The sequence below is a fragment of the Streptomyces viridifaciens genome (assembly GCF_001888885.2).
Taxonomy (GTDB): Bacteria; Actinomycetota; Actinomycetes; order Streptomycetales; family Streptomycetaceae; genus Kitasatospora; species Kitasatospora aureofaciens.
In genome coordinates, this window is the sequence record NZ_CP090841.1 from 6217998 (window position 1) to 6241786 (window position 23789).

A 23789-nucleotide genomic window follows, 5' to 3' on the forward strand; every position below is an offset into this window, starting at 1 on the left:
CGGACCGCCTGGAGACCGCGCACGCGACAGCCCTTCCGGTAGCGCTGCGTGACCGTTTCGGTTCGGGGGGTCGAGGCTCCGCCGGTGGGCGGCTGCTGCTGGACTGGCGGGTTCGGGCCGGGGCGGGACGATGGAGTGAACCGACGCCGTCGTTGCAGCTGGGTGGGCGTCGGCGGGAGGAGGTGGCCGAGTGGACGCCGGGCACGCGACGCCGTCGGGTGCCGCCCAGCCGGGCCGGGATCCCGCGATGGAGCCGGGCGGGCTGCTGGACGTGCTGGGCGTCGCCGCGGTGGTGCTGGACGCGCAGGGGCGGATCGTGCTGTGGAGCCCGCAGGCCGAGGACCTGTTCGGCTACCGGGCGGCCGAGGCGCTGGGCCGTCCTGCCGCCCAGGTGCTGGTCGAGGAGCAGCACCTGGAGCTGGTGCTGTCGCTGTTCGCGAAGGTGATGCTCGGTGGCGGGGCGTGGGCCGGGGTCTTCCCGGTGCGGCACAAGGACGGGTCCACGCTGCTGGCCGAGTTCCGCAACATGCGCCTGGAGGACGAGCACGGCCAGTACTACGCGCTCGGCCTGGCCACCGACCAGGCCACACTGCGCCGCCTGGAACGGGACCTCGCACTGTCCCTGCGGCTGGTGGAGCAGTCCCCGATCGGGCTGTCGGTGATGGACACCGACCTGCGGTACGTCCTGATCAACCCGGCGCTGGAGCGCATCAACGGCATGTCGGCCGCCGAGTGCCTGGGCCGCACCGTCCGGGAGGCGCTGCCGTTCCTGGACGCCGACACGATCGAGGCGGCGATGCGGAAGGTGCTGGACACCGGCACCCCGCTGTTGAACCAGTTCACCACGGGCCGCACCCGTCTCGACCCCGGGACCGAACACGCCTGGTCCGTGTCCTTCTACCGCCTGGAGGATCCCGCCCACCGGGTGATCGGCGTCGCCGTCACGGTCATCGACGTCACCGAGCAGCACCGGGCCTCCACCGCCGCGGCAGCGGCCCGCCGACGCCTCACCGTCGTCGCCGAGGCGTCCGAACGCATCGGCACCACCCTGGACCTCGACACCACCACCCGCGAACTCGCCGACGTCCTCGTCCCGGAGTTCGCCGACATCGCCGCCGTCGACATCCTGGAAAGCGTCCTCACCGACACCCTGCCCCCGACCGGCACGGACGACCCGGTCCTGATCCGGGCCCTGGCCGTCAAAGCCGCCTATCCCACCCCCGCCGCCGACGCCGCCGACCCCGTCGGCGAGATAGCCAGTTACGACGCCACCCGTCTGATCACCCGCTGTGCCCGTACGGGTCGCCCGGTCCTGCTGGCCCACGTCACCGACCGTGACGTGCCGCGTATCGCCAAGGACGACCGGGCCGCCGAACTGCTGAGGCAGGCCCGGGTCCACTCCTACCTGGCCGTACCGCTGCGCGCCCGGGGTCAGGTGCTGGGCGCCCTCGACCTCAAACGCGCCCGCAACGACCAGCCCTTCGACCACGACGACCTGGTACTGGCCGGTGAACTCGCCGCCCGTGCCGCCGTCGCCATCGACAACGCCCGCTGGTACCAGCGCCAGCGGCACGCCGCCCTCGCCCTCCAGCGGCACCTGCTGCCCGGCTCGCCCCCGCAACCCCCCGGGCTGGAAGTCGCCTACCGCTACCAGCCGACGGCGAGCGTCGGCGAGGTCGGCGGCGACTGGTTCGACGTCATCCCCCTGGGCGACGACATGACGGCTCTGGTAGTCGGGGACGTCATGGGCAGCGGCATCAACGCCGCCGCCACCATGGGCCAACTCCGCACTGCGGCAAGGACACTGGCCGGTCTCGACCTGGCGCCGGCCGCCGTCCTCACCCAGCTCGACCGGATCGCCGCCGACCTCGGCGAGGTTATCGCCACCTGCGTCTACGCGGTGCACGACCCCCGTCGGCGCCGTGGCCGCATCGCCAGCGCCGGCCACCTCCCCCCGGTCCACACCCGCCCCGGGCGCCCCCCGGTCCTCCTCGAGCTACCCACCGGCGCGCCCCTCGGCGTCGGCGGCGTCACCTTCCGGGACGCCCCCCTCGACCTCGCGGTCGACGACGAACTGGTGCTCTACACGGACGGGTTGGTGGAGACCCGCGACCACGACATCGACACCCGCCTCGCGGCCCTCACCGACCTCCTCGGACGGCCCCGCCGCTCCCCGGAGGAGACCTGCGACCTCCTCCTCGGCGGCCTGCGCCACCGGAGCGGAAACGACGACATCGCCCTGCTCGTCGCCCGCGCCAGAGCTCTGCCGCGCGCGGACGGAACCGCGCGTTCGTGAGCGGAACCCGTCCCGGGCCCACCGCCGCAGCGCCTGGTCTCCGGCTTCCGGAACGGCGGGCGGTCAGCCCGCGCAGGCCGGGCAGAGCCCCCGGTAGGTGACCTCGGCCCCCGAAAGGGTGAAGCCGAAGCGCTGCTCGGCCGGGAGATCGGCGAGCGGATTGCCGACGGGGTGGACGTCGCGGATGGCGCCGCAGCCGGTGCAGACCAGGTGCTGGTGCGGCCGGTGGGCGTTGGGGTCGTAACGCTTGGCGCGCCCGTCCGTGGACACCTCGATGACCTCGCCGAGGGTGACCAGCTCGCCGAGGGTGTTGTAGACCGTCGCGCGGGAGATCTCCGGCAGGCGGTCGGCCGCGCGGGCGTGCACCTCGTCGGCGGTCAGGTGCACGTGCTCGCCGTCCAGGACCTCGGCCACGACACGCCGCTGGGAGGTGAGGCGCCAGCCGCGCTCGCGCAGTCGTTCCAGCAGGTCACTCATCACGGTTCACCTATTCAGGTCACGGGGAGGACCGGAGTTTACCAACCGGCGTCCGCTGCGGTCCGTTTCCCGACCGGATACGGGTTTGGTGTCGTTCTTGACTTGGATTCCGTCCATCGTAGGATCGGCTCCGGCGCTAGCCTGGGCAATAGCAGTAGGTGCCGTAGGTAGCAGAAAGACACCGTGATCCGCCTTGTAGGGAAGGATTCCCATGTCTGAGAACCACGATGCAACCGGCGTAGAGGCGAGCGCGGGCGGCTGCCCGGTCAACCACGGGCGCGCGCTCCACCCCACCCAGGGCGGCGGGAACCGCCAGTGGTGGCCGGAGCGGCTGAACCTGAAGATCCTCGCCAAGAACCCCGCCGTGGCCAACCCCTTCGGCGAGGCCTTCGACTACGCGAAGGCGTTCAACGCCCTCGACCTCCCGGCCGTCAAGCGGGACATCCAGGAGGTGCTCTCCACCTCGCAGCCCTGGTGGCCGGCCGACTTCGGCTACTACGGCCCCTTCATCATCCGCATGGCCTGGCACAGCGCCGGCACCTACCGGATCAGCGACGGCCGCGGCGGCGCCGACGGCGGTCAGCAGCGCTTCGCCCCGCTCAACAGCTGGCCCGACAACGCCAGCCTGGACAAGGCCCGCCGACTGCTCTGGCCGGTGAAGAAGAAGTACGGGCGCAGCATCTCCTGGGCCGACCTGATCGTGCTGGCCGGCAACGTCGCCCTGGAAGGCATGGGCTTCGAGACCTTCGGCTTCGGCGGCGGCAGGGTCGACGACTGGGAGCCGGACGAGGACGTCTACTGGGGCCCGGAGACCACCTGGCTGGGCGACGAGCGCTACACCGGCGACCGCGAGCTGGAGAGCCCGCTGGCGGCCGTCCAGATGGGCCTGATCTACGTCAACCCCGAAGGCCCCAACGGCAACCCGGACCCGATCGCCGCCGCCCGCGACATCCGCGAGACCTTCTACCGGATGGCGATGAACGACGAGGAGACCGTCGCGCTGATCGCCGGTGGCCACACCTTCGGCAAGACCCACGGAGCCGGCCCGGCGGACAACGTCGGCCCGGACCCGGAGGCCGCGCCGATGGAGCAGATGGGCCTCGGCTGGAAGAGCGGCTTCGGCACCGGCGTCGGCGGCGACGCGATCACCAGTGGCCTGGAGGGCATCTGGACCGCCACCCCGATCACCTGGGACAACAGCTTCTTCGAGACGCTGTTCGGCTACGAGTGGGAGCTCACCAAGAGCCCGGCCGGTGCCCACCAGTGGAAGCCGAAGGACGGCGCCGGCGAGGGCACCGTGCCGGACGCCCACGACCCGGACAAGCGGCACGTCCCGATCATGCTCACCACCGACCTGTCGCTGCGCTTCGACCCGGTGTACGAGCCGATCTCGCGGCGCTTCCTGGAGAACCCGGCGGAGTTCGCCGACGCCTTCGCCCGCGCCTGGTTCAAGCTGACCCACCGCGACATGGGCCCGGTGGTGCGCTACCTCGGCCCCGAGGTGCCGAGCGAGCAGCTGCTCTGGCAGGACCCGCTGCCGACCGTCTCGTACCAGCGAATCGACGCGGCGGACGTCGCCGACCTCAAGCGGCGGATCGCCGCCACCGGCCTCTCGGTCTCCGAGCTGGTCTCCACCGCCTGGGCCGCCGCCTCCTCCTACCGCAACAGTGACAAGCGCGGCGGCGCCAACGGTGGCCGGATCCGGCTGCAGCCGCAGGCTGGCTGGGAGGTCAACGAGCCGGACCGGCTGGCCGGCGTGCTGCGGGCCCTGGAGGGCGTGCAGCGGGACTTCAACGCGCAGGCGGGCGACAAGCAGGTCTCGCTGGCCGACCTGGTGGTGCTGGCCGGCGGCGTCGGCATCGAGCAGGCCGCCAAGGCGGGCGGCCTGGCCGTCGAGGTGCCGTTCGCGCCCGGCCGGGTGGACGCGCCGCAGGAGCTGACCGACACCGAGTCCTTCGCCGCGATGGAGCCCAGGGCGGACGGCTTCCGCAACTGGGTCGGCAAGGGAAACCGGCTGCCGGCCGAGTTCCTGCTGCTCGACAAGGCCAACCTGCTGGGCCTCAGCGCTCCCGAACTGACCGTACTGGTCGGCGGGTTGCGCGTGCTGGGCGCCAACTACCAGCAGTCCTCGTACGGCGTGCTCACCGAGACCCCGGGCGTGCTGACGAACGACTTCTTCGTCAACCTGCTGGACCTGGGTACCAGTTGGCGGTCCACCTCGGAGGACGCCCACACCTTCGAGGGCCGGGACGCCTCGGGCCAGGTCAAGTGGACCGGCACCCGGGCCGACCTGGTCTTCGGCTCCAACTCCGAACTGCGCGCCGTCGCCGAGGTGTACGCGGCCGACGACGCCAAGGAGAAGTTCGTGGAGGACTTCGTCGCGGCCTGGGTCAAGGTCATGAACGCGGACCGCTTCGACCTGGTGTGACGCTTCACCGGTGACCGGGAGCCCGGGGGTGCGGACCCCCGGGCTCCCGGTCGTCGTTGAGTCCTACGGCGTTCCTGGGCTTCCGGGCGTTCCGGGCGTCCCCGCGCTGACCAGGCCCGTCTCGTACGCCGCGACCACCACCTGGGCCCGGTCCCGCAGCCCCAACTTGCCCAGGATCCGCGCCACATGGGTCTTCACCGTCGCCTCGGACAGCTGCAGCCGGGCGGCCAGTTCGGCGTTGCTGAGGCCGCGGGCGAGCAGCGACATCACCTCCAGCTCGCGCGGGGTGAGGGTGGCCAGTTCCCGGTGCGGGGCGGCCGCGTGCGGGGCGGCCGGGCGGGCGAAGCGCTCGACCAGGCGGCGGGTGATCGCGGGAGCGAGCAGCGCGTCGCCGGTGCGGACCAGCCGGACGGCGGCGGCCAGGTGCTCCGGAGTGACGTCCTTGAGCAGGAAGCCGCTGGCCCCGGCGGCCATCGCGGCGTAGACGTAGTGGTCCAGGTCGAAGGTGGTCAGCATGATGATCCGGGGCGCGTTCTCCGGCCCACCGGCGAGGATCCGCCGGGTGGCCTCCAGCCCGTCCAGGCCGGGCATCCGGATGTCCATCAGCACCACGTCCGGTCTGCTCCGGCGGACGGCGGCGACGGCCTGCTCGCCGTCCTCGGCCTCGGCGACCACCTCGATGCCCTCGGACTCCAGGATCAGCCGGAACCCGATCCGGACCAGTGCCTGGTCGTCGGCGACCACCACGCGCAGGGGCTGCTCGTTCATCGACTCTCCAACGGTATCGAGGCCGTGACGCGGTAGCCGCCGCGCGGCCGGGGGCCGGTGTGCAGGGTGCCGCCGTAGACGGCGAGGCGTTCGCGCAGCCCGAGCAGGCCGCGCCCGTTGCCGGTGGCGGCCGCGCCGGTGGGGCGGCCGCCGGTGTCGGTGACCTCCACCCGCAGCCCGTCCGGGGCGTAGTCGACGGTCACCTCGGCGTCGGCACCGCCCGCGTGCTTGACGGTGTTGGTGAGCGCCTCCTGGACGACCCGGTAGGCAGCGAGTTCGACCCCGGGCGGGACCGCCCGGCGCTCCCCGCGCACGGTCAGCTCCACCGGCAGTCCGGCCCGGCGGACGCCGTCGACCAGGGCGTCCAGCCTTCCGAGGCCGGGCTGCGGGCTCAGGTCGGCGCTCGCCGCGGGATCGTCCCCGGTGTCCGAGTCCATGGTCAACAGGCCCATCACGTGCCGCAGTTCGGTCATCGCCGCCCGGCCGCCGGACTCCACCGCGGCCATCGCCTCCCGGGCCCGGTCCGGGGCGGTGTCCAGGATCTTGCGGGCGGCCCCGGCCTGGATCGTCATCATGCTCACGTTGTGGGTCACCACGTCGTGCAACTCCCGGGCGATGCGGGCCCGTTCGTGTTCCACCGCGCGCTGCAGCGCGGCCAGCCGGTCGCGTTCCAGAGCGGACAGCCGCTCCCGCCCCTCCTCCACCCGGCGGCGCCACATCCGCAGTTCGTAGGCGACCGCGAACACCGGCACCAGGACGAGCAGGGCGACCACCGAGTTCGGGAAGTGCGGCAGCAGGGCGTCGTCGAAGAGCACCGCCAGCGCGCCGGTGGCGGCCGACAGGCTCAGCAGGAGGGCGTTCGGATGGCGCCCGTACGCCGCCGCGCTGTAGGCGGCGACGATCACCACCACGCCCTCCCAGAACGCGATATCCGGGTGCTGCGACCGCACCAGCAGCGCGGCCGGCAGCACCGTCCACAGCGCGGCGAGCGGGTGGCGCCGACGCAGCACCAGCGGCAGCGGGACGAGCGGCACCAGTAGCAACAGCTCGTTCCAGGTGGTGCCGTGGGCGTCGTGGGTGCGGTGCGCGACGATGGCGTAGCGTCCGCAGGTGTACGAGAGGAACAGGGCCAGGGCCAGGTCGAAGGCCTGGCCGCGCCGGGTCGTCCGGGGCGGGGGAGCCGCACCCGGGCCGCTCCCCAGCCGGGTCGCTGCCGTGCGCAGCCGCTGCACCGTCGGGTGGTTGATCACCGGGACATTGTGGCGGTCGGCCCGCGCCCGGGACAGCCCCGCGGTCGGCGGCAACCGGTACACCGGGTGACTACATCGCAAGGATGACGCCGCGCCGGGTCCACCGGACGCGGTACGGAACCTGCCGCCGTCGGCGGACGCGGGGGTGCGCCGCCCGTCCGTACCTTCGTCGTCACCAGGCAGGAAGACCACGAGGAGCGGGGACATGAGCGGCGCGGACAAGGGCGGCGGGGACGTGAGCAGGGAACCGGTGATCGGGCTGAGCGGTGTGAGCCGGCACTACGAGGGCGCGCGGGCGGCACTGGACGGGGTGACGCTGAGCGTGCGGGCGGGGGAGTCGGTGGCCGTGCTCGGTTTTCGGCCGCTGGTACCGAGGCCCGGGCGAGGCCGTCGCGCCCAGCACCTTCCTGACCGAGGCCTCGGTCGGGCTCGGCGACCAGGTGACCTTCACGACCCACGGCCGGCCGGTCACCGTCCGGATCGTCGGAGAGGTCTTCGACCCCCACGTGCAGACCAACGAGCTGCTGACCGACGCCGCGACCTTCCCGTCCGGCACGGCCCCGGAGCCCGACACCTGGTTCGTCAAATTGAAGCCCGGCACCGACCACGCCGCCTACGCCACCGCCCTCGGCGGCGCGCTCGCCCCGCTGCACCTGGCCGCCGCGGCCGGGGCGGAACACGGCTCCAGCGACTCGATCACGGCCCTGAACTCGCTCACCGCCACCCTGACCGTGCTGCTGGTCGTGGTCGCCGGGCTCGGGGTGTTCAACACCGTCGTCCTGGAGATCCGCGAACGCACCCGGGACATGGGCGTCACCAAGGCGGTCGGCATGACCCCGGCGCAGACGGCGGGCGTGGTGCTGGCCTCGGTGCTGCTGGTCGGGGCGGTCGGCGGCACGATCGGCCTGCCGGTCGGACTGCTGCTTCACGGCCTGACGGTGCCCGCGATGGCCCACAGCGCCGGGCTGAACTTCCCGTCCTCCGCGCTGGACGTCTTCGGCACGCCGACGCTCATCCTGCTCGGCCTCGGCGGGGTGCTGATCGCCCTGCTCGGCGCCCTGCTCCCGGCCGTACGGGCGACGCGGGCGCGGACGGTGGACGCGCTACGGGCGGAGTGAGCCCGTAGCCGGTTCCGCGGGCAGGACGGACGGGCTCGGGTGGGCCTGCGCAGTGCGCCTCAGCGTTCCTCGGCCTTCTTCTCGGCCGCCCGGACCTGCTCGGTGAAGGTGTGCTCGTCGATCCGCTCGACCGCCGCCCCGTGCTTCGCGGCCAGCTCGTCCGCCGGGCCGGGTGAGGACTCCCGGACGTCCAGGGCGAGCAGCGCCCCGCCGTCCGGCACCCGGGGCGAGAGCACGATCATCGCGGCGCCGGCCTCCGTCGCGTACCGCTCCTCCGCCGCGTTGCCCAGCGCGGCGCCCGCGGCGAAGCCCAGCAGCATCCCGATCGGCCCGCCGAGCAGGCCCACCAGGCCGCCCAGCACTCCGGAGCCGACGGTGGCCACGCCGGCGCCCCGGGTGAAGGTGTCCCGCACCTCCAGCACACCGTCGGAGCTGCGCTCCAGAGCTGCCACCGCGTGCAGGCCCGGCAGGTGCTGGGCCTCGTCGAACGCGGATCGCCAGGCGGTGGTGTCGAGGAAGGTCAGCAGGACGAGGTTGCGCTGCTCGCTCATCGCACTCCGATCGGGCTGGGGGCGTTCGGCCTCCATCGTGACCCTCGGTGCGGGGCCCTGCCACAGGAGCGACCGGTTCAAACCAGGAACTCGGCCCCGCGCCCGCATTCCGGCCACGTGGGAGCACCGTCCGAACGATCGGACGGCGGTCGGAGGAGGGTCGGGACGAGGCTCTGCCTGGGCGAACGGCGGACGGGGCGGTCGGGCGGCCACTACTTCGACCCTGGCCGAAACAAGGACCGGTGGTGCGCATGCCTATGGTGTGCCGCGGGGAGGCGCTGCCAAGATCCGGAACCGGCACACCCGTGCCAGACCCGAACGCTTGGAGGAGGCAGCATGCAGCCCACGGCTGAGCAGGTTCGCGCACTCAAGGACGAGGACTTCCGGCTCACCCTCGGCCAGGGCCACCAGGTCCACCCGGCCGGGGAGCTCGCGGACGAGCTCTACGTCACCGCCGCAGTGCTGAACAGCACCTGTGACGGCTGGTCCAGCTGCGGTCGCGTCTGCAGCTACTGAGCCCGGGTGCGGCACGCGCTCCGGACCGGCCGTACGACCGGTCCGGAGCCCGTGCCGCACGTCGCCGAGCAAGCAGTGCAACCGTGCAACAAGAGAGGCGGCACCGCCCCGTGGCCGACGCGTCCGAACTCCTGCGGGCTGCCGCCCGAGCCGTCCCGCTGAACGCCCGCGGCCGGGTGCCGGAAGGGCTCGACCGGGAGGGTGCCGGCGACGAGGAGCGCGCCGAGCGCACCGACCGGGCCGCCCGTGCCGAGCGCGCCGACCGGAAACTGGAGCGCTGGCGGGCCCAGGCGCCGTTCGACCGCGCCGACTGGTTCGCCCGCCGCCTCGCGTCCGACGCCCTCGACCCGGACGCCGTGCACGCCCTCCTCGCCGAGCACCCCGACGCGCTCGCCGCCCGCCTGGGCACCCCGGCGTGGGCCGAGCGGCTCGCCGCCGCGTTCGACGGCCCGGCCACCCTGGACGTCCCAGAGGAGCACGACTTCGCCCGGCTCGTCGCCCCGCTGCTCGCCGCCGCCCGCGACCGCCTGTGCGCCGGACTCGCCGCGCTGGACGCACCGTCCCTCGGCACCCCCGAGGAACTGGCCGCGCTCGCCCTGCCCGCGCTCACCGCCACCGCCCACGGGATGGCCACCCGGACCGTCATCACCGAACTCCATGTTGCCCGGCTCAGCGGCGAGTTGACCGCCGGCACCCCCGAGCGGCGCTACCGCGACTTCCTCGACCGGCTCGCCCGACCCGAGCAGGCGCTCCGCCTCCTCGCCGAGTACCCGGTCCTGGCCCTGCGCCTCACCACCCTCGCCGAACAGTGGACGAGCACCACCCTCACCCTGTTCCGCCGCCTCGCCGCCGACCTGCCCGCCCTCGCCCGCACCTTCGCCGAGGACCGCCCGCTCGGCCGGCTCACCGAACTCGCCACCGGCCTCGGCGACCCGCACCGCGGCGGCGCCACGGTCAGCTCGCTGCGCTTCGAGCACGGCGTCCGACTCGTCTACAAGCCCCGGCCGCTCGGCGCCGAGACCCACTTCCAACAGCTCCTGCACTGGCTCAACCCCCAGCTGCGGCTGCCCCTGCGCGACCTCGCCCACCTGGCCGGCGACGGTTACGGCTGGGTCGCCCACGTCACCGCCGAACCGGCCGCGGACGAGCGGGAGTTGAGTGCCTTCTACCGCCGGGCCGGCGCCCTCGCCGCGCTGATGTACGTCCTCGACGCGGTCGACTGTCACGCCCAGAACCTGCTCGCCGTCCGGGACCAGCCCGTCCTGATCGACCTGGAGGCCCTCCTCCACCCCGATCTCCACGAGCCCGCCAAGGACCTGTCCGAATCCGAACGGCTCGCCCGCCACCAGGCCCGCCACTCGGTGCTGCGCTCCGGCCTCCTCCCGGAACGCATGTGGGACGAGGGCAACGGCGGCGCCGACATCTCCGCCCTCGGCTGGGACCCGGCCAACCTCCCGCCCCGCCCCGTGCCCGTCCTGGTCAACCAGGGCACGGACGAACTCCGGCTGGAGTACCGGCGGATGCCCGTCGAGGCGCCCGGCAGCCGGCCCGTCCCGGCCGGGCAGCCGCTGCGACCGGCCGACCACTTGGCGGAGCTGGAGGCCGGCTTCACCGAGGCCTACCGGCTGCTCGCCGCCGACAAACCGCAACTCCGCACGCTGCTCCACGCGTTCGCGGCCGACGAGACGCGACTGCTGCGCCGCGACACCTTCGAGTACCGCACCCTGCTCAACACCGCCTGCCATCCCGACCTGCTCCGCGACGCCCTCGACCAGGACCGCCACCTCGACCGGCTCTGGGCGCTGGTCGGCTGGGAGGAGCAGACGCTCGCCTTCGTCGAACACGAACGCGCCGACCTGTGGCGCGGCGACGTGCCCGTCTTCACCATCCGCCCCGACGGCGTCGACGCCCGCTCGTCCACCGGCGCACTGATCCCGGGCGTCACCGACCGGCCCGCCCTCGAACTCGCGCTCGCCAAGGCGGACTCCCTCGGAGAGGAGGACCTCGCCCGCCAACTCCAGCTGCTGCGGCTCTCGGTGACGACGGCGGACGGGGCGCGCGAGCCGGACCGGGCTGTTGTTCGCGCCTCGAGTGCACCCGTCACGCCGGGCGAGGACCCGGCCGGCCGCGCCCTCGCCAAGGCCGTCGAAGTCGGTGAACAACTGCTCCGCGAGGCCTACCGCGGCAACGCCGACCTCGCCTGGGCCGGCCCCAACTGGGCGCCGCCCGGCCGCTGGGCCCCCGCCGAACTCGGTCCCGACCTGTACAGCGGCACCGCGGGCATCACGCTCTTCCTCCACCAGCTCGCCCTGGCCACCGGCGACCGTTCGCACCACCGAGCCGCCCGTGCAGCCGAGCTGACGCTACGTCATCAGATCCGACGGCGGGTCGACCGGCTCGGCGGCGGACTGTCCGGCACCGGCGGGGTGCTCTACGCGCTCGCCCAGTTCACCGCCCACCACCCGGACGCCGAACTCGACTCCCTCGGCGCCCTCGTGCTCGACCGCGTCACCGCGGCCGCCGCCGAGGACACCCAGTACGACCTGCTCGCCGGAAGCGCCGGCACCATCGGCGGCCTGCTCGCCTGGGAGGCCGTCCGCCCCGGGCCCGCCGTCACCGACGCGCTGGCGGCCTGCGCCGAACGGCTCCTCCAGGCCGCCGCCCCGCACCCCGAAGGCGGCGCCGGCTGGCTGCCCGCCTCCCTCGCCGCGGCCGCGACCCGTCCCCTGGCCGGCTTCGCCCACGGCGCTTCCGGCATCGCCTGGGCCCTGGCCCGCGCCGGACACCGCCTCGGCGACCCCCGGCTTCCCCGACTCGCCCTCGCCGCCGTCGAGTACGAGCGAACGCTCTTCGACGCCACCGAGGCCAACTGGCGCGACGTCCGCGAGGACGGCGGCGCCCCCTCCTTCCCCGCGCTGTGGTGCCACGGCGCCTCGGGCATCGCCCTGGCCCGCACCACCCTCGCCGAACTCCTCCCCGAAGCGCGGAACGCTCTCCTCGCCGAACGCGACACCGCCCTCGGCACCGTCCTGCGGGAGGGCTTCGGCCACAACTCCTCACTCTGCCACGGCGACCTCGGCAACCTGGAAGCCCTCCACCAGGCCGGCAGCCCCTGGCGGACCGCTGCCCGTCAACAGGCGCACGCCGCCCTGGACGCCCTGGCCGACCGGGGCTGGGCCTGCGGCCTGCCACACGGGGTCCACAGCCCCTCCCTGATGGTCGGCCTGGCCGGCATCGGCCACGGCCTTCTCCGCCTCGCCGCCCCGGAGACCACCCCCGCCGTCCTCACCCTCGAATTCCCGAAGCAGCCGTGACCCCGCGACCCGTTCGCGCGAGCGCCGGCCCTGATGCCCCCACCACTGCGTCCGCCCTCACCTGGACGGCAGTGGCTACGACAACGGCGCCGGCACGGGTACGGGACTGAGCGCCGCGAACTCCAGCGGCGCGGACGGGTCCACCGACAGCCGGGCGGGCGCCGGCTCGGCCCCCGAGCGGACCAGCAGGTCGCCGATCGCCGCGACCATCGCGCCGTTGTCGGTGCACAGCCGCAGTGGCGGCACCCGTAGGGTGATCCCGGCCGCGGCGCAGCGCTGTTCGGCGAGCGCCCGCAGCCGGGAGTTGGCCGCGACGCCGCCGACCACCACCAGGGTGCCGATCCCGTGGTCGGTGCAGGCCCGTACCGCCTTGCGGGTCAGCACGTCCGCGACCGCCTCCTGCAGTGCGGCCGCCGCGTCCGGGACGTGCGGCTCGGGCTGGGCCTCGACCCAGCGGGCGGCGGCGGTCTTGAGGCCGGAGAAGGAGAAGGCGTACGGGTCGTCGCGCGGTCCGGTGAGCGGGCGCGGCAGACGTACCGCCGTCGGGTCGCCGGTGCGGGCGGCGCGGTCGATGGCCGGCCCGCCCGGGTAGGGGAGGCCCAGGATCCGGGCGACCTTGTCGAAGCACTCACCGGCCGCGTCGTCCAGGGTGTCGCCGAGGTGGAGGATCGGGTCCCGGGCGAGGTCGCGGACCAGCAGGAGCGAGGTGTGCCCACCGGAGACGATCAGCACGACGCAGGGGTCGGGCAGCGGCCCGCCGTCGAGGGTCGCGGCGGCGACGTGCCCGGCGAGGTGGTGCACCCCGTACAGCGGGACGCCGAGCGAGAAGGCGTAGGCCTTGGCGGCGGCGACCCCCACCTGCAGGGCCCCGGCCAGCCCCGGACCGGTCGTCACCGCGACGGCCCCGACGTCCGCCAGGGCCAGTCCGGCCCGGTCCAGGGCCACCCGGACCACCGGGGCCACCGCGTGCACGTGCGCCCGGGCGGCGATCTCCGGCACCACCCCGCCGTAGCGGGCGTGCTCGTCCATCGAGGACGCCACCGCCTGCCCGAGCAGCACACCGCCCCGGACCAGCCCCGCGCCGGTCTCGTCGCACGAGGACTCGATGCCCAGCACCACCACCGGCGCCCCGGAGGATCCCGGCGTCCCCGTCACTCCTGTCACGGTCACTCACCCTTATCGGCCATTACGCGTTCGGCTGATCATTGTGCCCGACGGCATGTGAGGAATAAGCAGGAGCCCATAGCTCGTTCCTGCAACCCATACGCAATAGTGTTGTCCCGGCACGATCGTCATCGCTCAACCCGCCGAAAGGAGCAGTGTCCTGATGGGCACCTACCAGCTTCCCGACCTGCCGTACGACTACTCCGCGCTCGAGCGGGCCATGTCCGCCGAGATCCTGGAGCTGCACCACTCCAAGCACCACGCCGCGTACGTGAAGGGCGCGAACGACACCCTGGAGCAGCTCGCCGAGGCGCGCGACAAGGAGCAGTTCGGCGGCCTGGTCGGGCTGCAGAAGACCTTCGCGTTCCACCTGTCCGGCCACGTGCTGCACTCGCTGTTCTGGCAGAACCTCTCCCCGGAGGGCGGCGACCGCCCCGAGGGCGAGCTGGCCGACGCCATCACCGAGCACTTCGGCAGCTTCGAGGCCTTCAAGAAGCAGCTCTCGACCGCCACCACCGGTGTCCAGGGCTCCGGTTGGGGCATCCTCTCCTGGGAGCCGCTCGGGCAGCGCCTGATCGTCGAGCAGGTCTACGACCACCACGGCAACGTGGGCCAGAACACCACCCCGCTGCTGGCCTTCGACGCCTGGGAGCACGCGTACTACCTGCAGTACCGCAACGTCCGCCCCGACTACGTCACCCGTCTGTGGGACGTCGTCAACTGGCAGGACGTCTCGGCCCGCTTCGCCGCCGTCAAGGGCGCCTGAGCACCGATCGAGCGGGAGTGCCCCGGGCCGGTCGGGCGGTCCGGGGCACTCCCCCTGCGGTTCCCACCGCGGCTGCCCGTCACAGCCGTTGACACCGGGCAGGGCCGTTGACTCCGGGCACGGCAGTCACACCGAACCGAAGACTCGCCGCCACCCGCTGTTCGCCCGGGATCGCCGCCCGGTCGCTACGCTCGGACCACCGCCGGTCACCGGCGGTCGGCGGCCGACCGGCCGACCGGCCCGCCCGCTCCTGAGCGAAAGGTCGTTCGATGGCTCCGCGCCTGTCCGTCGTGGTCCCGATCTACAACGTCGAGCGCTACCTCGGCGAGTGCCTGGACTCGATCGCGGCACAGACCTTCGAGGACTTCGAGTGCGTCATGGTCGACGACGGCTCGACCGACGACGGCCCCGTCGTCGCCAAGGCGTACGCGGCCCGGGACGGGCGCTTCCGGCTCGTCCAGCAGGAGAACAAGGGCCTCGGCGCCGCCCGCAACACCGGCTGGCGCCACCTCACCCCCGGCACCGAGTACCTGGCCTTCGTCGACAGCGACGACACCCTGCCGCCGCACGCCTACCAGCTGATGATCAGCACGCTCGACGAGACCGGCTCCGACTTCGCCGCCGGCAACGCGATGCGCCTGCGCACCACCGGCCTCAGCCCCTCGCACGCCCACCGCCGCCCGTTCCGCGAGACCCGGCTGCGCACCCACGTCAGCGAACTGCCCGCCCTGGTGACCGACCGCACCGCCTGGAACAAGGTCTACCGGCGCTCCTTCTTCGACGCCGCGGGCATCCAGTACCCCGAGGGCATCCTGTACGAGGACGCCCCGGTCAGCGTCCCCCACCACTTCCTCGCCGAGCGGGTCGACGTCCTCGCCGAGCCGATCTACCACTGGCGGGTCCGCGAGGACGGCGCCCTCTCGATCACCCAGAAGAAGACCGATCCGCGCGGCCTGATCGACCGGGTCCGCTCGATGGAACTCGTCCGCGAGTGGCTCCTCGCCCGTCCCGAGCCGCAGTTCGCCGGGTACCTGAGCGCCTACGACCGCAACTGCCTGGTCGAGGAGATCCCGATGTTCTTCTGGTCCATCCCGGACGGCGACCGCAACTACTGGGAGGTCTACCAGCGGCACGTCAGCCGGCTCCTGAACGCCATCGGCCCCGAGCGGGTGGCCGAGCTCAACGCCCAGCTCCGGCTCAAGTACCGCCTCACCCTCACCGACGCGATGAACCGCTTCATCGCCGTCCAGCGCCTCCACCGAGCCGTCCGCCGCACCCGCCAGGCCGCGGCGCGCCGCGCCGGGGCGATCCGTCGCTGAGCCGAGGGGCGTTACCGCCGTCCCCTCGGGGTGAAACGGACCGGCGTGCCGGGTGCCGCCTGGGCGACGGCCGGGAGGGCGCTGGAGGGGATGACGCCGATGACCGGGTAGCCGCCCGTGGTGGGGTGGTCGGCGAGGAAGACCACTGGACGGCCGTCGGGCGGCACCTGCACCGCGCCCAGGACCATGCCCTCGCTGGGGAGTTCGCCCTCGCGGGCGCGCTCCAGCGGCGGGCCGTCCAGGCGCAGGCCGATCCGGTTGCTGGTGGGCGAGACGCGGTACCCGGGGCCGGTCAGGACGGCGAGCGAACGAGCGGTGAACCAGTCGTCCCGCGGCCCGAACAGTACGGGCAGGAGCAGCGGGTCGGGCGGCGCGGGCGCCGGCACCACGTCCGCCCCGGCGGCCGGGCCGACCGGCTCGCCGAGCGGCAGCGCCTCCCCGGGGGTCAGGGGAGCGGGGCCCAGCCCCGAGAGCAGGTCCGTCGAGCGGCTGCCGAGGACGGGCGCGGCGGCGATCCCGCCCGCGAAGGCGACGTAGCTGCGCACGCCCCTGGTCGCCGGCCCCACCTCCAGCAGCGCTCCGGCGGGCAGCCGCACCGGGGCGGCCCAGGCGGCGGGCCGCCCGTCGACCCGCACGGAGCACGGTGCGCCGGCCACGGCGACCGTCACCGCGCGGTCCACCCGCACCGCGCAACCGAGCACGGTGGTCTCCAGGGTGGCCGCCGTGGCGGGGTTGCCGACCAGGCGGTTGGCCAGCCGGTGGGCGGGCTGGTCGAGCGCCCCTGAGCGCGGCACGCCCAGGTGCGCGTGCCCGGGCCGGCCGAGGTCCTGGACGGTCGTCAGCAGGCCTGCGTTGATCACGGTGACGGTCATGCGCTCTCGATCACGCTCCCTTCGAGCAGGTCTTCCTGGCTCGGGCTTCCTGGCTCGGGCTTCCTGGCTCAGGCTTCCTCGATCACGAACCGGACCCGGGTCCCCGGGCTGAACAGGGCCGCGGGTTCGCGGGACGGGTCCCACAGCACGGCGTCGGTGTGCCCGATCAGCTGCCAGCCGCCCGGGGAGGAGCGCGGGTAGGCGCCGGTGTACGGGCCGGCGAGGGCGATCGCGCCGGCCGGGACGGCGGGACGCGGGACGGCCCGCCGGGGCACCCGGTAGCGCTCGGGCAGGCCGGTCAGGTAGCCGAAGCCGGGGGCGAAGCCGCTGAAGGCGACCCGAAACTCGGTCGCCGAGTGGATGCGCCCGACGTCCTCCTCGGCGACACCCCACAGCGCGGCGACCTCCGCGACGTCGGCGCCGTCGTAGCGCACCGGGACGGTCACGGTCTCCTCGCTGGTCGCCCGCAGCGGCGGTACGCGCCAGCCGGCCAGTTCGGCGGCCAGGGCCGAGGGGTCGGCCACGCCGTCGAGCAGGACGGTCCGTTCGGCGGGCACGACCTCGGCGACGGAGGGGAGTCGGCACGCCGCACGCCGGCGCTGGAGCTCGGCGTGGAAGGCCATCGCCTCGTCGGCGCCGTCGAGCTCGACCAGCAGCGCGTCGAGGCCGACCCGCAGGACCCGGATGTTCATCCCGTCCACCCCGTCCGTCTCCCGCTGTTCCCGGTGCTGCTCACGCGAACGCCTCGACCCGGACTCCGGCCGCCCGCAGGGCCGTTCGGACCCGGCGCGCCAGGTCCGGGGCCCCGGAGGTGTCACCGTGCACGCACAGCGAGCGGGCGCGCAGCCGGATCCGGTCGCCGGTGCGCGCGGTGACCTCGCCGTCCCGGGCGATGGTGACCGAGCGGCGGACGACGGCCTCGGGGTCGTGGACGACGGCGTCGGGCTCGCGGCGGGGGACGAGCGTGCCGTGCGGGGTGTAGGCGCGATCGGCGAACGCCTCGGCGACCACCGGCAGTTCGGCCCGCCCGGCGGCCTCGTGCAGCCGCGAACCGGGCAGTCCGAGGACGGGAAGGCCCGGTGCGGCCAGCCCGACGCCGCGGACCACCGCCTCCGCCTGCTCCTCGTCGTGCACTGTCCGGTTGTACAGCGCGCCGTGCGGCTTGACGTACGCCACCCGCGCTCCGGCGCCCCGCGCGAATGCCTGCAACGCGCCGATCTGGTAGGCGACTTCGTCCGCGAGCTCGTCGGGCGGGACGTCCATCGCGCGCCGCCCGAACCCGGCGAGGTCCCGGTAGGAGACCTGCGCGCCGATCCGCACGCCGCGCTCGGCGGCCAGCTCGCAGACCCGCCGCATGGTGCTCGGGTCCCCGGCGTGGAAGCCGCAGGCGATGTTGGCGCTGGTGACCACCGACAGCAGGGCGTCGTCGTCGGTGAGCGTCCAGCGGCCGAAGCCCTCGCCGAGGTCGGCGTTGAGGTCGATCGTCATCGCAGCGGACGGCGTCATCTCGCGCCGTCCGTCATCGGGCGCTGCGCTGTGGCGCCCTCCCCCATCGCGCTCTCCGTTGTCGCGTTCTCCGTCATCGCCCGGACGATCACCGCGCGCGCGTCGTTCAGATAGCTGGTCAGCTCCACCTCGGCGTCGTCGATCTCGCCCGACTCCAGCAGCCCGGTGAGGGTCTGGTTGCGGCGCAGGAACGGCGCGTGGAGCGCGCGGGCGGACGGGACGGCGGCGAAGGCCAGGCGCAGCTCGGCCATCAGCCGGGCCATGCACTCGTCGATCCGACGGCTGCCGGCGATCCCCGCGACGGCCTGGTGGAAGTGCAGGTCGGCGGTGCCGACGGTGACCCAGTCGCCGATCGCCTCGGCGGCCTCCGCACGGTCCAGCGCGGCCCGCAGGGCGGCCAGGCGCTCGGGTGCGGCGCTGTGCAGGGCGCGCACCCCGGCCGTCTCCAGGGCGAGGCGCAGGGTGTAGATGTCGGCGACGTCGGCCGGTTCGAGGATCCGGACGAACACGCCGCGGTTCAGCTCGTGCACGACCAACCGCTCGTCGGCCAGCAGCCGGAACGCCTCGCGGAGCGTGTTGCGCGAGACGGTGAGCGCCTCGCCGAGTGCCTCCTCCGACAGTCGGGTGCCGGGGGCGAGCCGGCCCTCGGTGATGTGGTCGCGCAGCACCTCGGCCACGCGTTGGGCGGCGCTGGCGCGTTCGAGCCGGCCACGGTCGGCCGCGAGCGCGTCGAAAACCCCGGTCACGTTCCACCTCCTGAACTCTTGTCGGATTGTTCCACAATCCCCTAGCCTCTCGGCAACCCCCGCAGGGTCGCGGCCCACCCGGTCGCGACCTCCTCCGCCCGTGGTGCCCCAGACGGCCGTACTCGGAGCGGAGGCCCTTCGAAAGGCGGTCAGGAACGTGATCGTTCTGCTCGGCATCCTCGTCGTGGTGGCCGGGTTCGCCACCCGGCGGAATCCGCTCCTCGTCGTCGGCGCTGCCGGCGTCCTCACCGGACTGCTCGGCGGGATGAGCCCGCTGAAGGTCCTGGAGGCCTTCGGCACCGGCTTCGCCTCCAGCCGCTCGGTGACGGTCTTCGCCGTCGCCCTGCCGGTGATCGGCCTGCTGGAGCGCCACGGCCTGCAGGAACAGGCCCGCACCCTGATGAACAGGCTCGCCAGGGCCAGCGCCGGACGCGTCCTCGCCGTGTACCTGGTGTTCCGCCAGCTCAGCGCCGCCTTCGGCCTCACCGGCCTGGGCGGCCCGGCCCAGGCGGTGCGGCCCATGGTCGTACCGATGGCCGAGGCCGCCGCCGAGCGCCGCCACGGCACGCTGACCGACAGGGCCCGCGAACGTCTGCGCTCCTTCGCCGCGAGCGCCGACAACGTCGGCCTGTTCTTCGGTGAGGACTGCTTCCTCGCCGTCGGCTCGATCCTCCTGATCACCGGCTTCGTCAACGCGACCTACCACGCCGACCTGGAGCCGGTGCAGCTCGCGCTGTGGGCCATCCCGACCGCGGTCTGCGCCACCCTCATCCACGGCGCGCGCCTGCTGCGCCTGGACCACACCCTCGCCCGGGACCTGTCCGCCCCCGCCGGCCGGGCCACCGCTGCCGTCCGCATCGAGGAGCCGAGCAAGTGATCAAGGTCGAGTGGCTGTACTGGCTGGTCGGAGCCATGTTCGTCGCGATGGCCGCACAGATGGCGGTGGACCGCGGCAACCCCAGGCGTTACGGCAGCGCCGCCTTCTGGGGCCTGCTCGGCGCGAGCTTCGTCTACGGCACCTGGGTCGCCGACAAGAGCGCCCCCGCCGCACCGCTGGGCGTCGCCGTGCTGCTGATGATCTGTCTGGCCGGCTTCGGCTTCACCGGCCGGGGCGCCTCCACGGCCGCCGCCCCCGAACGGCGGGTCGCCTCCGCCGGGCGCCTGGGCAGCCGGCTGTTCATCCCCGCGCTGGCGCTCCCGCTGGTCGCACTGGCCTGCGGGACCCTGCTCAAGGGCGTGCACCTGGGCACCGGCGGTCCGCTGCTGCTGCAGACCGGCAGCGAGACGCTCCTCGGGCTGGGCATCGGCACGATCGTCGCCCTCGGCATCGGACTGCTGCTCACCCGCGAGCGCAACCCGGCGGTCGCCCTGCGGTCCGGCCGCGGGCTGCTGGAGGCGATGGGCTGGGCACTGCTGCTGCCCCAACTGCTCGCCGTCCTGGGCTCGATCTTCCAGAGCGCCGGCGTCGGCACCCAGGTCGGCAAGATCACCACCCACTTCCTGCCGGACGGAAGCACGTACGCGGCGGTGGCGGTCTACTGCCTGGGCATGGCGCTCTTCACCATCATCATGGGCAACGCCTTCGCCGCCTTCCCGGTGATGACCGCCGCGATCGGCTGGCCGATCCTGATCACCCAACTGCACGGCAACCCGGCCGTGGTCCTCGCGGTGGGCATGCTGGCCGGCTTCTGCGGCACGCTGGTCACGCCGATGGCGGCCAACTTCAACCTCGTCCCGGCGGCACTGCTCGAACTCAAGGACCAGTACGGGCCGATCAAGGCCCAAGTGCCAACTGCCGGCGCGCTGTTGGTCTGCAACATCGTCATCATGTCGCTCTTCGCGTTCTGACCATTCCTGGAAAGGCGGTCCCGTGGCCAGGGTCCTGATCACCGGCTTCGAACCCTTCGACGGCGCCGACGTCAACCCGTCCTGGGAGGTCGCCCGCCTCGTCGCCGACACCCCGCCTGACGGGCTCCTGGTCACCCCCATCCGCCTGAGCTGCGTCTTCGGCCAGGCCGCCGAGGAACTACGCGCCGCTGTACGGGAGTTCACTCCCGACCTGGTGGTCTGCCTCGGCCAGGCCGCCGGCCGCCCGGACGTCACCGTCGAGCGCGTCGCCATCAACGTCGACGACGCCCGCATCCCCGACAACGCGGGCCGCCAACCGGTCGACCAGCCCGTCGCCCCCGGCGGCCCGGCGGCCTACTTCTCCACCCTGCCCGTCAAGGCCTGCGTCGCCGCCGTCCGGCAGGCCGGCGTCCCCGCCTCCCTCTCCCACACCGCCGGGACCTTCGTCTGCAACCACGTCTTCTACGCCCTGATGCACCTGCTGGCCACCGAACTACCCACCGTCCGAGGCGGTTTCGTCCACATTCCCGCCCTCCCCGAACAGGCCCTCGACGGCTCCAAGCCCTCCCTCCCGGCCGACGCCGCCGCCCACGCCCTTCGCGCCCTCCTCACCGCCGCCGCGACCCACACCGCCGACCTCCGCGTCCCGGAGGGCGCGACCCACTGAGACCGGAGCCGGGCTGTCCGAGGCGGAGAAACCTCTACCTCGGGTACGCCAAGGCATGCCAATGTGCCCGAACGGCACCGCTCCTACCGTCGATACCAGTTCGCGCGAGGTGCGCGACCGATCGGGGGAGACCCAGTGCAGACCCGAGGGAACGACCGGCGGGCGGTGGCCGTCCGGCTGGAAGCGGTCGAGAAGACTACGGCAGGGGCGACAACGAGGTGGCCGCGCTCAGGAATCCGAGCCTGGCCTTCGGCACCGGCAGCTTCACCCTGGAAGCTCTGCATTGGCAGGAGTATTTCGCCGCATTGCTAAACCAAACGGAATCCACCGCCGAGAAGCGGATCAAACGGTCACGCGGGTTGACGCTCTAAACGCCCATTGAGTGGGCGGTCAGTAAGGCGATTTCCGTTTCGCGCTTTCGATCGGGGTACGTGGGCTGGTCGCGGGCTCGCCTGGCTCCTGTAGCCGCCGCTGGGTGAACAAACCTTTTGCTCGGGGTCGACCACCTGCACCGCTTGACAAAATGTCCTATACGCAAGGTCCTGTCCGACGGGTCGCGTCACTGGCCCCGCATCCGACGGCGCCGTCACCCGAATGGCGCAACATGTCGTGCCGTCCACAGGGATGAAGATCAAGCTGATTAGTGGCCCCAACCGAGGAAATCCGTGAAAGGGGAACCAAATGCGCATTCGACGAATCCTCGCCGCCGTCATCGCCACGGCAGCCCTCGCCGGACTCGGCCTCACGGGCGCCGCCACCGCCACCGCCGCCACCACCGCAAAGGGTGCCCCGTCCTACGTCACCCCTTCTCAGTGCACGCAGGGCGGTGGAACGGCCGATCTGATGGCCAACCTCTGCAAGGGCGGTACGCACAACGGGGAGAAGATCGACTGAACCCCACAAGGCGCCCCGCAGCCACGCGCCGCGGGGCGCTCCCGCGCGAGCGTGGCAGGGAGAGTCGCAGGGACTGTGCCGACCTGTCGGGCTCGCTGATGTCTTTCTGGCCACCGATCTCCCCCGACCGGCTGCGGAACGCGACAGGAGGGACACCGATCTGACCCGGGGCTGCCAGCGACGTCGATGAGGCGCCGGTGCACGGCGCCCACATCCCGTACGGCGTCCCAGACTTCATCCAGGTCGGCCTCGACGGCGACGTCCTCGACGATGGTGGCGACGGCTGGTGACTCCCCTCAGGGCGTACCGAAGAAGCTGTCCAGGATCTGTTGCGCGGCCAGCCCCGCCGGCAGCGTGCCGGCGCGGACCTCGGCCTCCAGCGACGGGGCCAGCCGCCGCACCTCCGGGTGCTCGTGCAGTCGCGCGTACAGCTGGTCGTGGACCATCGACCACGTCCACTCGACCTGCTGCTCCCGCCGCTTGGCCGCCAGCGCACCCGTCGCGTCGAGCACCTTGCGGTGCTGCTGCAGTCGCTCCCACAGCACGTCGAGCCCGGCCCCGTCGAGCCCGCTGCAGGTCAGTACCGGCGGCGTCCAGGCCGCGTCCGGCGCCTGCAACAACCGCAGCGCGCCCGCGAGTTCACGGGCCGCCGCCCTCGCGTCCCGCTCGTGCGGCCCGTCGGCCTTGTTGACGGCGATGACGTCCGCGAGCTCCAGCACGCCCTTCTTGATGCCCTGCAACTGGTCGCCCGTGCGGGCGAGGCTGAGCAGCAGGAAGGTGTCCACCATCCCGGCCACCGCCGTCTCCGACTGCCCGACGCCCACCGTCTCGATCAGGACGACGTCGTACCCGGCCGCCTCCATCACCACCATCGACTCGCGAGTGGCCTTGGCGACCCCGCCCAGCGTCCCCGAGGTCGGCGACGGCCGGACGAAGGCGGCAGGATCCACCGCCAGCCGCTCCATCCGGGTCTTGTCGCCCAGGATCGACCCGCCCGTCCGGCTCGACGTCGGGTCGACGGCGAGCACCGCGACCCGGTGGCCGAGCCCCGTCAGCATCGTCCCGAAGGAGTCGATGAAGGTGGACTTGCCGACCCCGGGCACCCCCGTGATGCCCACCCGGACCGCCCCGCCCGCGTGCGGCAGCAGCCGCTGGAGCAGCTGCTGCGCGAGCACACGATGGTCGGGCCGGGTGGACTCAACGAGGGTGACGGCGCGCGCGATCCAGGCGCGCGAGCCGTCGAGGACACCCGTCACGTAGCTGTCGAGATCGATCGTCCGCGGAGCCAT

Annotated in this window: 22 protein-coding genes; 12 read left to right on the forward strand and 10 right to left on the reverse strand. The window is 73.2% G+C overall.

Going from position 1 to position 23789, the window contains the following annotated elements; all coding sequences use genetic code 11:
• Positions 1-247: 247 nt before the first annotated feature.
• Positions 248-2296: a SpoIIE family protein phosphatase gene (locus BOQ63_RS35265; protein WP_079184135.1), complete on the forward strand. Its 2049-nt coding sequence runs from the start codon at positions 248-250 to the stop codon at positions 2294-2296.
• A 63-nt stretch (positions 2297-2359) separates the two neighbouring features.
• Here the strand turns inward: BOQ63_RS35265 and BOQ63_RS35270 are convergent, their stop codons facing one another.
• A complete protein-coding gene (locus BOQ63_RS35270; protein WP_030279912.1) occupies positions 2360-2773 on the reverse strand; it encodes a Fur family transcriptional regulator in 414 nt (137 codons plus the stop codon).
• A 211-nt stretch (positions 2774-2984) separates the two neighbouring features.
• Here BOQ63_RS35270 and katG point away from each other — a divergent pair, with 211 nt between their 5' ends.
• Positions 2985-5201, forward strand: coding sequence for a catalase/peroxidase HPI (katG, locus tag BOQ63_RS35275; protein WP_030279910.1), 2217 nt, complete (start codon positions 2985-2987; stop codon positions 5199-5201).
• Positions 5202-5264: 63 nt separating this feature from the next.
• Here katG and BOQ63_RS35280 read toward each other — a convergent pair whose 3' ends face one another.
• Together BOQ63_RS35280 and BOQ63_RS35285 are read right to left on the reverse strand one after the other, a co-directional pair.
• Positions 5265-5969: a response regulator transcription factor gene (locus BOQ63_RS35280; RefSeq protein ID WP_030279908.1), complete on the reverse strand. Its 705-nt coding sequence runs from the start codon at positions 5967-5969 to the stop codon at positions 5265-5267.
• Complete coding sequence (locus BOQ63_RS35285; protein WP_063738002.1) at positions 5966-7219, reverse strand: sensor histidine kinase; 1254 nt, start codon at positions 7217-7219, stop codon at positions 5966-5968. The genes BOQ63_RS35280 and BOQ63_RS35285 overlap by 4 nt, the downstream gene beginning before the upstream one ends.
• A gap of 440 nt (positions 7220-7659) precedes the next feature.
• On the opposite strand from BOQ63_RS35285, the gene BOQ63_RS35290 reads away from it, so the two are divergent.
• The gene (locus BOQ63_RS35290) at positions 7660-8337 is read left to right on the forward strand and encodes an ABC transporter permease (protein ID WP_072655614.1); all 678 of its coding nucleotides are present in this window, start codon (positions 7660-7662) and stop codon (positions 8335-8337) included.
• Positions 8338-8396: 59 nt separating this feature from the next.
• On the opposite strand, the gene BOQ63_RS35295 is transcribed toward BOQ63_RS35290, so the two are convergent.
• Entirely contained in the window at positions 8397-8888 is a 492-nt protein-coding gene (locus BOQ63_RS35295; protein WP_072655615.1) for a hypothetical protein, read from the reverse strand.
• 336 nt (positions 8889-9224) lie between these two features.
• Here BOQ63_RS35295 and BOQ63_RS35300 point away from each other — a divergent pair, with 336 nt between their 5' ends.
• Entirely contained in the window at positions 9225-9404 is a 180-nt protein-coding gene (locus BOQ63_RS35300; protein ID WP_030279901.1) for a hypothetical protein, read from the forward strand.
• A 110-nt stretch (positions 9405-9514) separates the two neighbouring features.
• Positions 9515-12718, forward strand: a complete 3204-nt coding sequence (locus BOQ63_RS35305) for a type 2 lanthipeptide synthetase LanM family protein (RefSeq protein ID WP_150476232.1) — start codon at positions 9515-9517, stop codon at positions 12716-12718.
• Between the two features lie 75 nt (positions 12719-12793).
• Here the strand turns inward: BOQ63_RS35305 and tsaD are convergent, their stop codons facing one another.
• Positions 12794-13873: a tRNA (adenosine(37)-N6)-threonylcarbamoyltransferase complex transferase subunit TsaD gene (gene tsaD / locus BOQ63_RS35310; protein ID WP_435821419.1), complete on the reverse strand. Its 1080-nt coding sequence runs from the start codon at positions 13871-13873 to the stop codon at positions 12794-12796.
• Between the two features lie 172 nt (positions 13874-14045).
• Here tsaD and BOQ63_RS35315 point away from each other — a divergent pair, with 172 nt between their 5' ends.
• Both BOQ63_RS35315 and BOQ63_RS35320 read left to right on the forward strand, forming a co-directional pair.
• Positions 14046-14648 (forward strand): superoxide dismutase, encoded by a 603-nt coding sequence (locus BOQ63_RS35315; protein WP_030279897.1) that lies wholly within the window; start codon positions 14046-14048, stop codon positions 14646-14648.
• Between the two features lie 269 nt (positions 14649-14917).
• Positions 14918-15967 (forward strand): glycosyltransferase family 2 protein, encoded by a 1050-nt coding sequence (locus BOQ63_RS35320; protein WP_030279895.1) that lies wholly within the window; start codon positions 14918-14920, stop codon positions 15965-15967.
• 11 nt (positions 15968-15978) lie between these two features.
• Here BOQ63_RS35320 and BOQ63_RS35325 read toward each other — a convergent pair whose 3' ends face one another.
• The 4 genes from BOQ63_RS35325 to BOQ63_RS35340 all read right to left on the reverse strand — a co-directional run bounded on the left by BOQ63_RS35325 (position 15979) and on the right by BOQ63_RS35340 (position 19091).
• A complete protein-coding gene (locus tag BOQ63_RS35325) occupies positions 15979-16839 on the reverse strand; it encodes a 5-oxoprolinase subunit C family protein (RefSeq protein ID WP_030279893.1) in 861 nt (286 codons plus the stop codon).
• 68 nt (positions 16840-16907) lie between these two features.
• A complete protein-coding gene (locus BOQ63_RS35330) occupies positions 16908-17531 on the reverse strand; it encodes a 5-oxoprolinase subunit B family protein (protein ID WP_030279890.1) in 624 nt (207 codons plus the stop codon).
• 40 nt (positions 17532-17571) lie between these two features.
• Positions 17572-18345: a LamB/YcsF family protein gene (locus tag BOQ63_RS35335; protein ID WP_030279889.1), complete on the reverse strand. Its 774-nt coding sequence runs from the start codon at positions 18343-18345 to the stop codon at positions 17572-17574.
• On the reverse strand, positions 18342-19091 hold the full coding sequence (locus BOQ63_RS35340) for a GntR family transcriptional regulator (RefSeq protein ID WP_063737997.1): 750 nt from the start codon (positions 19089-19091) through the stop codon (positions 18342-18344). The genes BOQ63_RS35335 and BOQ63_RS35340 overlap by 4 nt, the downstream gene beginning before the upstream one ends.
• Before the next feature lie 157 nt (positions 19092-19248).
• Between BOQ63_RS35340 and BOQ63_RS35345 the strand changes: the two genes are divergently transcribed.
• The 5 genes from BOQ63_RS35345 to BOQ63_RS35365 all read left to right on the forward strand — a co-directional run bounded on the left by BOQ63_RS35345 (position 19249) and on the right by BOQ63_RS35365 (position 22500).
• Positions 19249-19968 (forward strand): DUF969 domain-containing protein, encoded by a 720-nt coding sequence (locus BOQ63_RS35345; RefSeq protein WP_030279885.1) that lies wholly within the window; start codon positions 19249-19251, stop codon positions 19966-19968.
• Entirely contained in the window at positions 19965-20939 is a 975-nt protein-coding gene (locus BOQ63_RS35350) for a DUF979 domain-containing protein (protein ID WP_030279883.1), read from the forward strand. Before BOQ63_RS35345 ends, BOQ63_RS35350 begins: the two co-directional genes overlap by 4 nt.
• A 22-nt stretch (positions 20940-20961) precedes the next feature.
• Positions 20962-21606 (forward strand): pyroglutamyl-peptidase I, encoded by a 645-nt coding sequence (pcp, locus tag BOQ63_RS35355; protein WP_072655617.1) that lies wholly within the window; start codon positions 20962-20964, stop codon positions 21604-21606.
• A gap of 218 nt (positions 21607-21824) precedes the next feature.
• A complete protein-coding gene (locus BOQ63_RS35360) occupies positions 21825-21977 on the forward strand; it encodes a hypothetical protein (protein ID WP_167395820.1) in 153 nt (50 codons plus the stop codon).
• Between the two features lie 310 nt (positions 21978-22287).
• Positions 22288-22500 (forward strand): hypothetical protein, encoded by a 213-nt coding sequence (locus BOQ63_RS35365; protein WP_030279880.1) that lies wholly within the window; start codon positions 22288-22290, stop codon positions 22498-22500.
• Positions 22501-22796: 296 nt separating this feature from the next.
• Here the strand turns inward: BOQ63_RS35365 and meaB are convergent, their stop codons facing one another.
• Complete coding sequence (meaB, locus tag BOQ63_RS35370) at positions 22797-23789, reverse strand: methylmalonyl Co-A mutase-associated GTPase MeaB (protein WP_033347238.1); 993 nt, start codon at positions 23787-23789, stop codon at positions 22797-22799.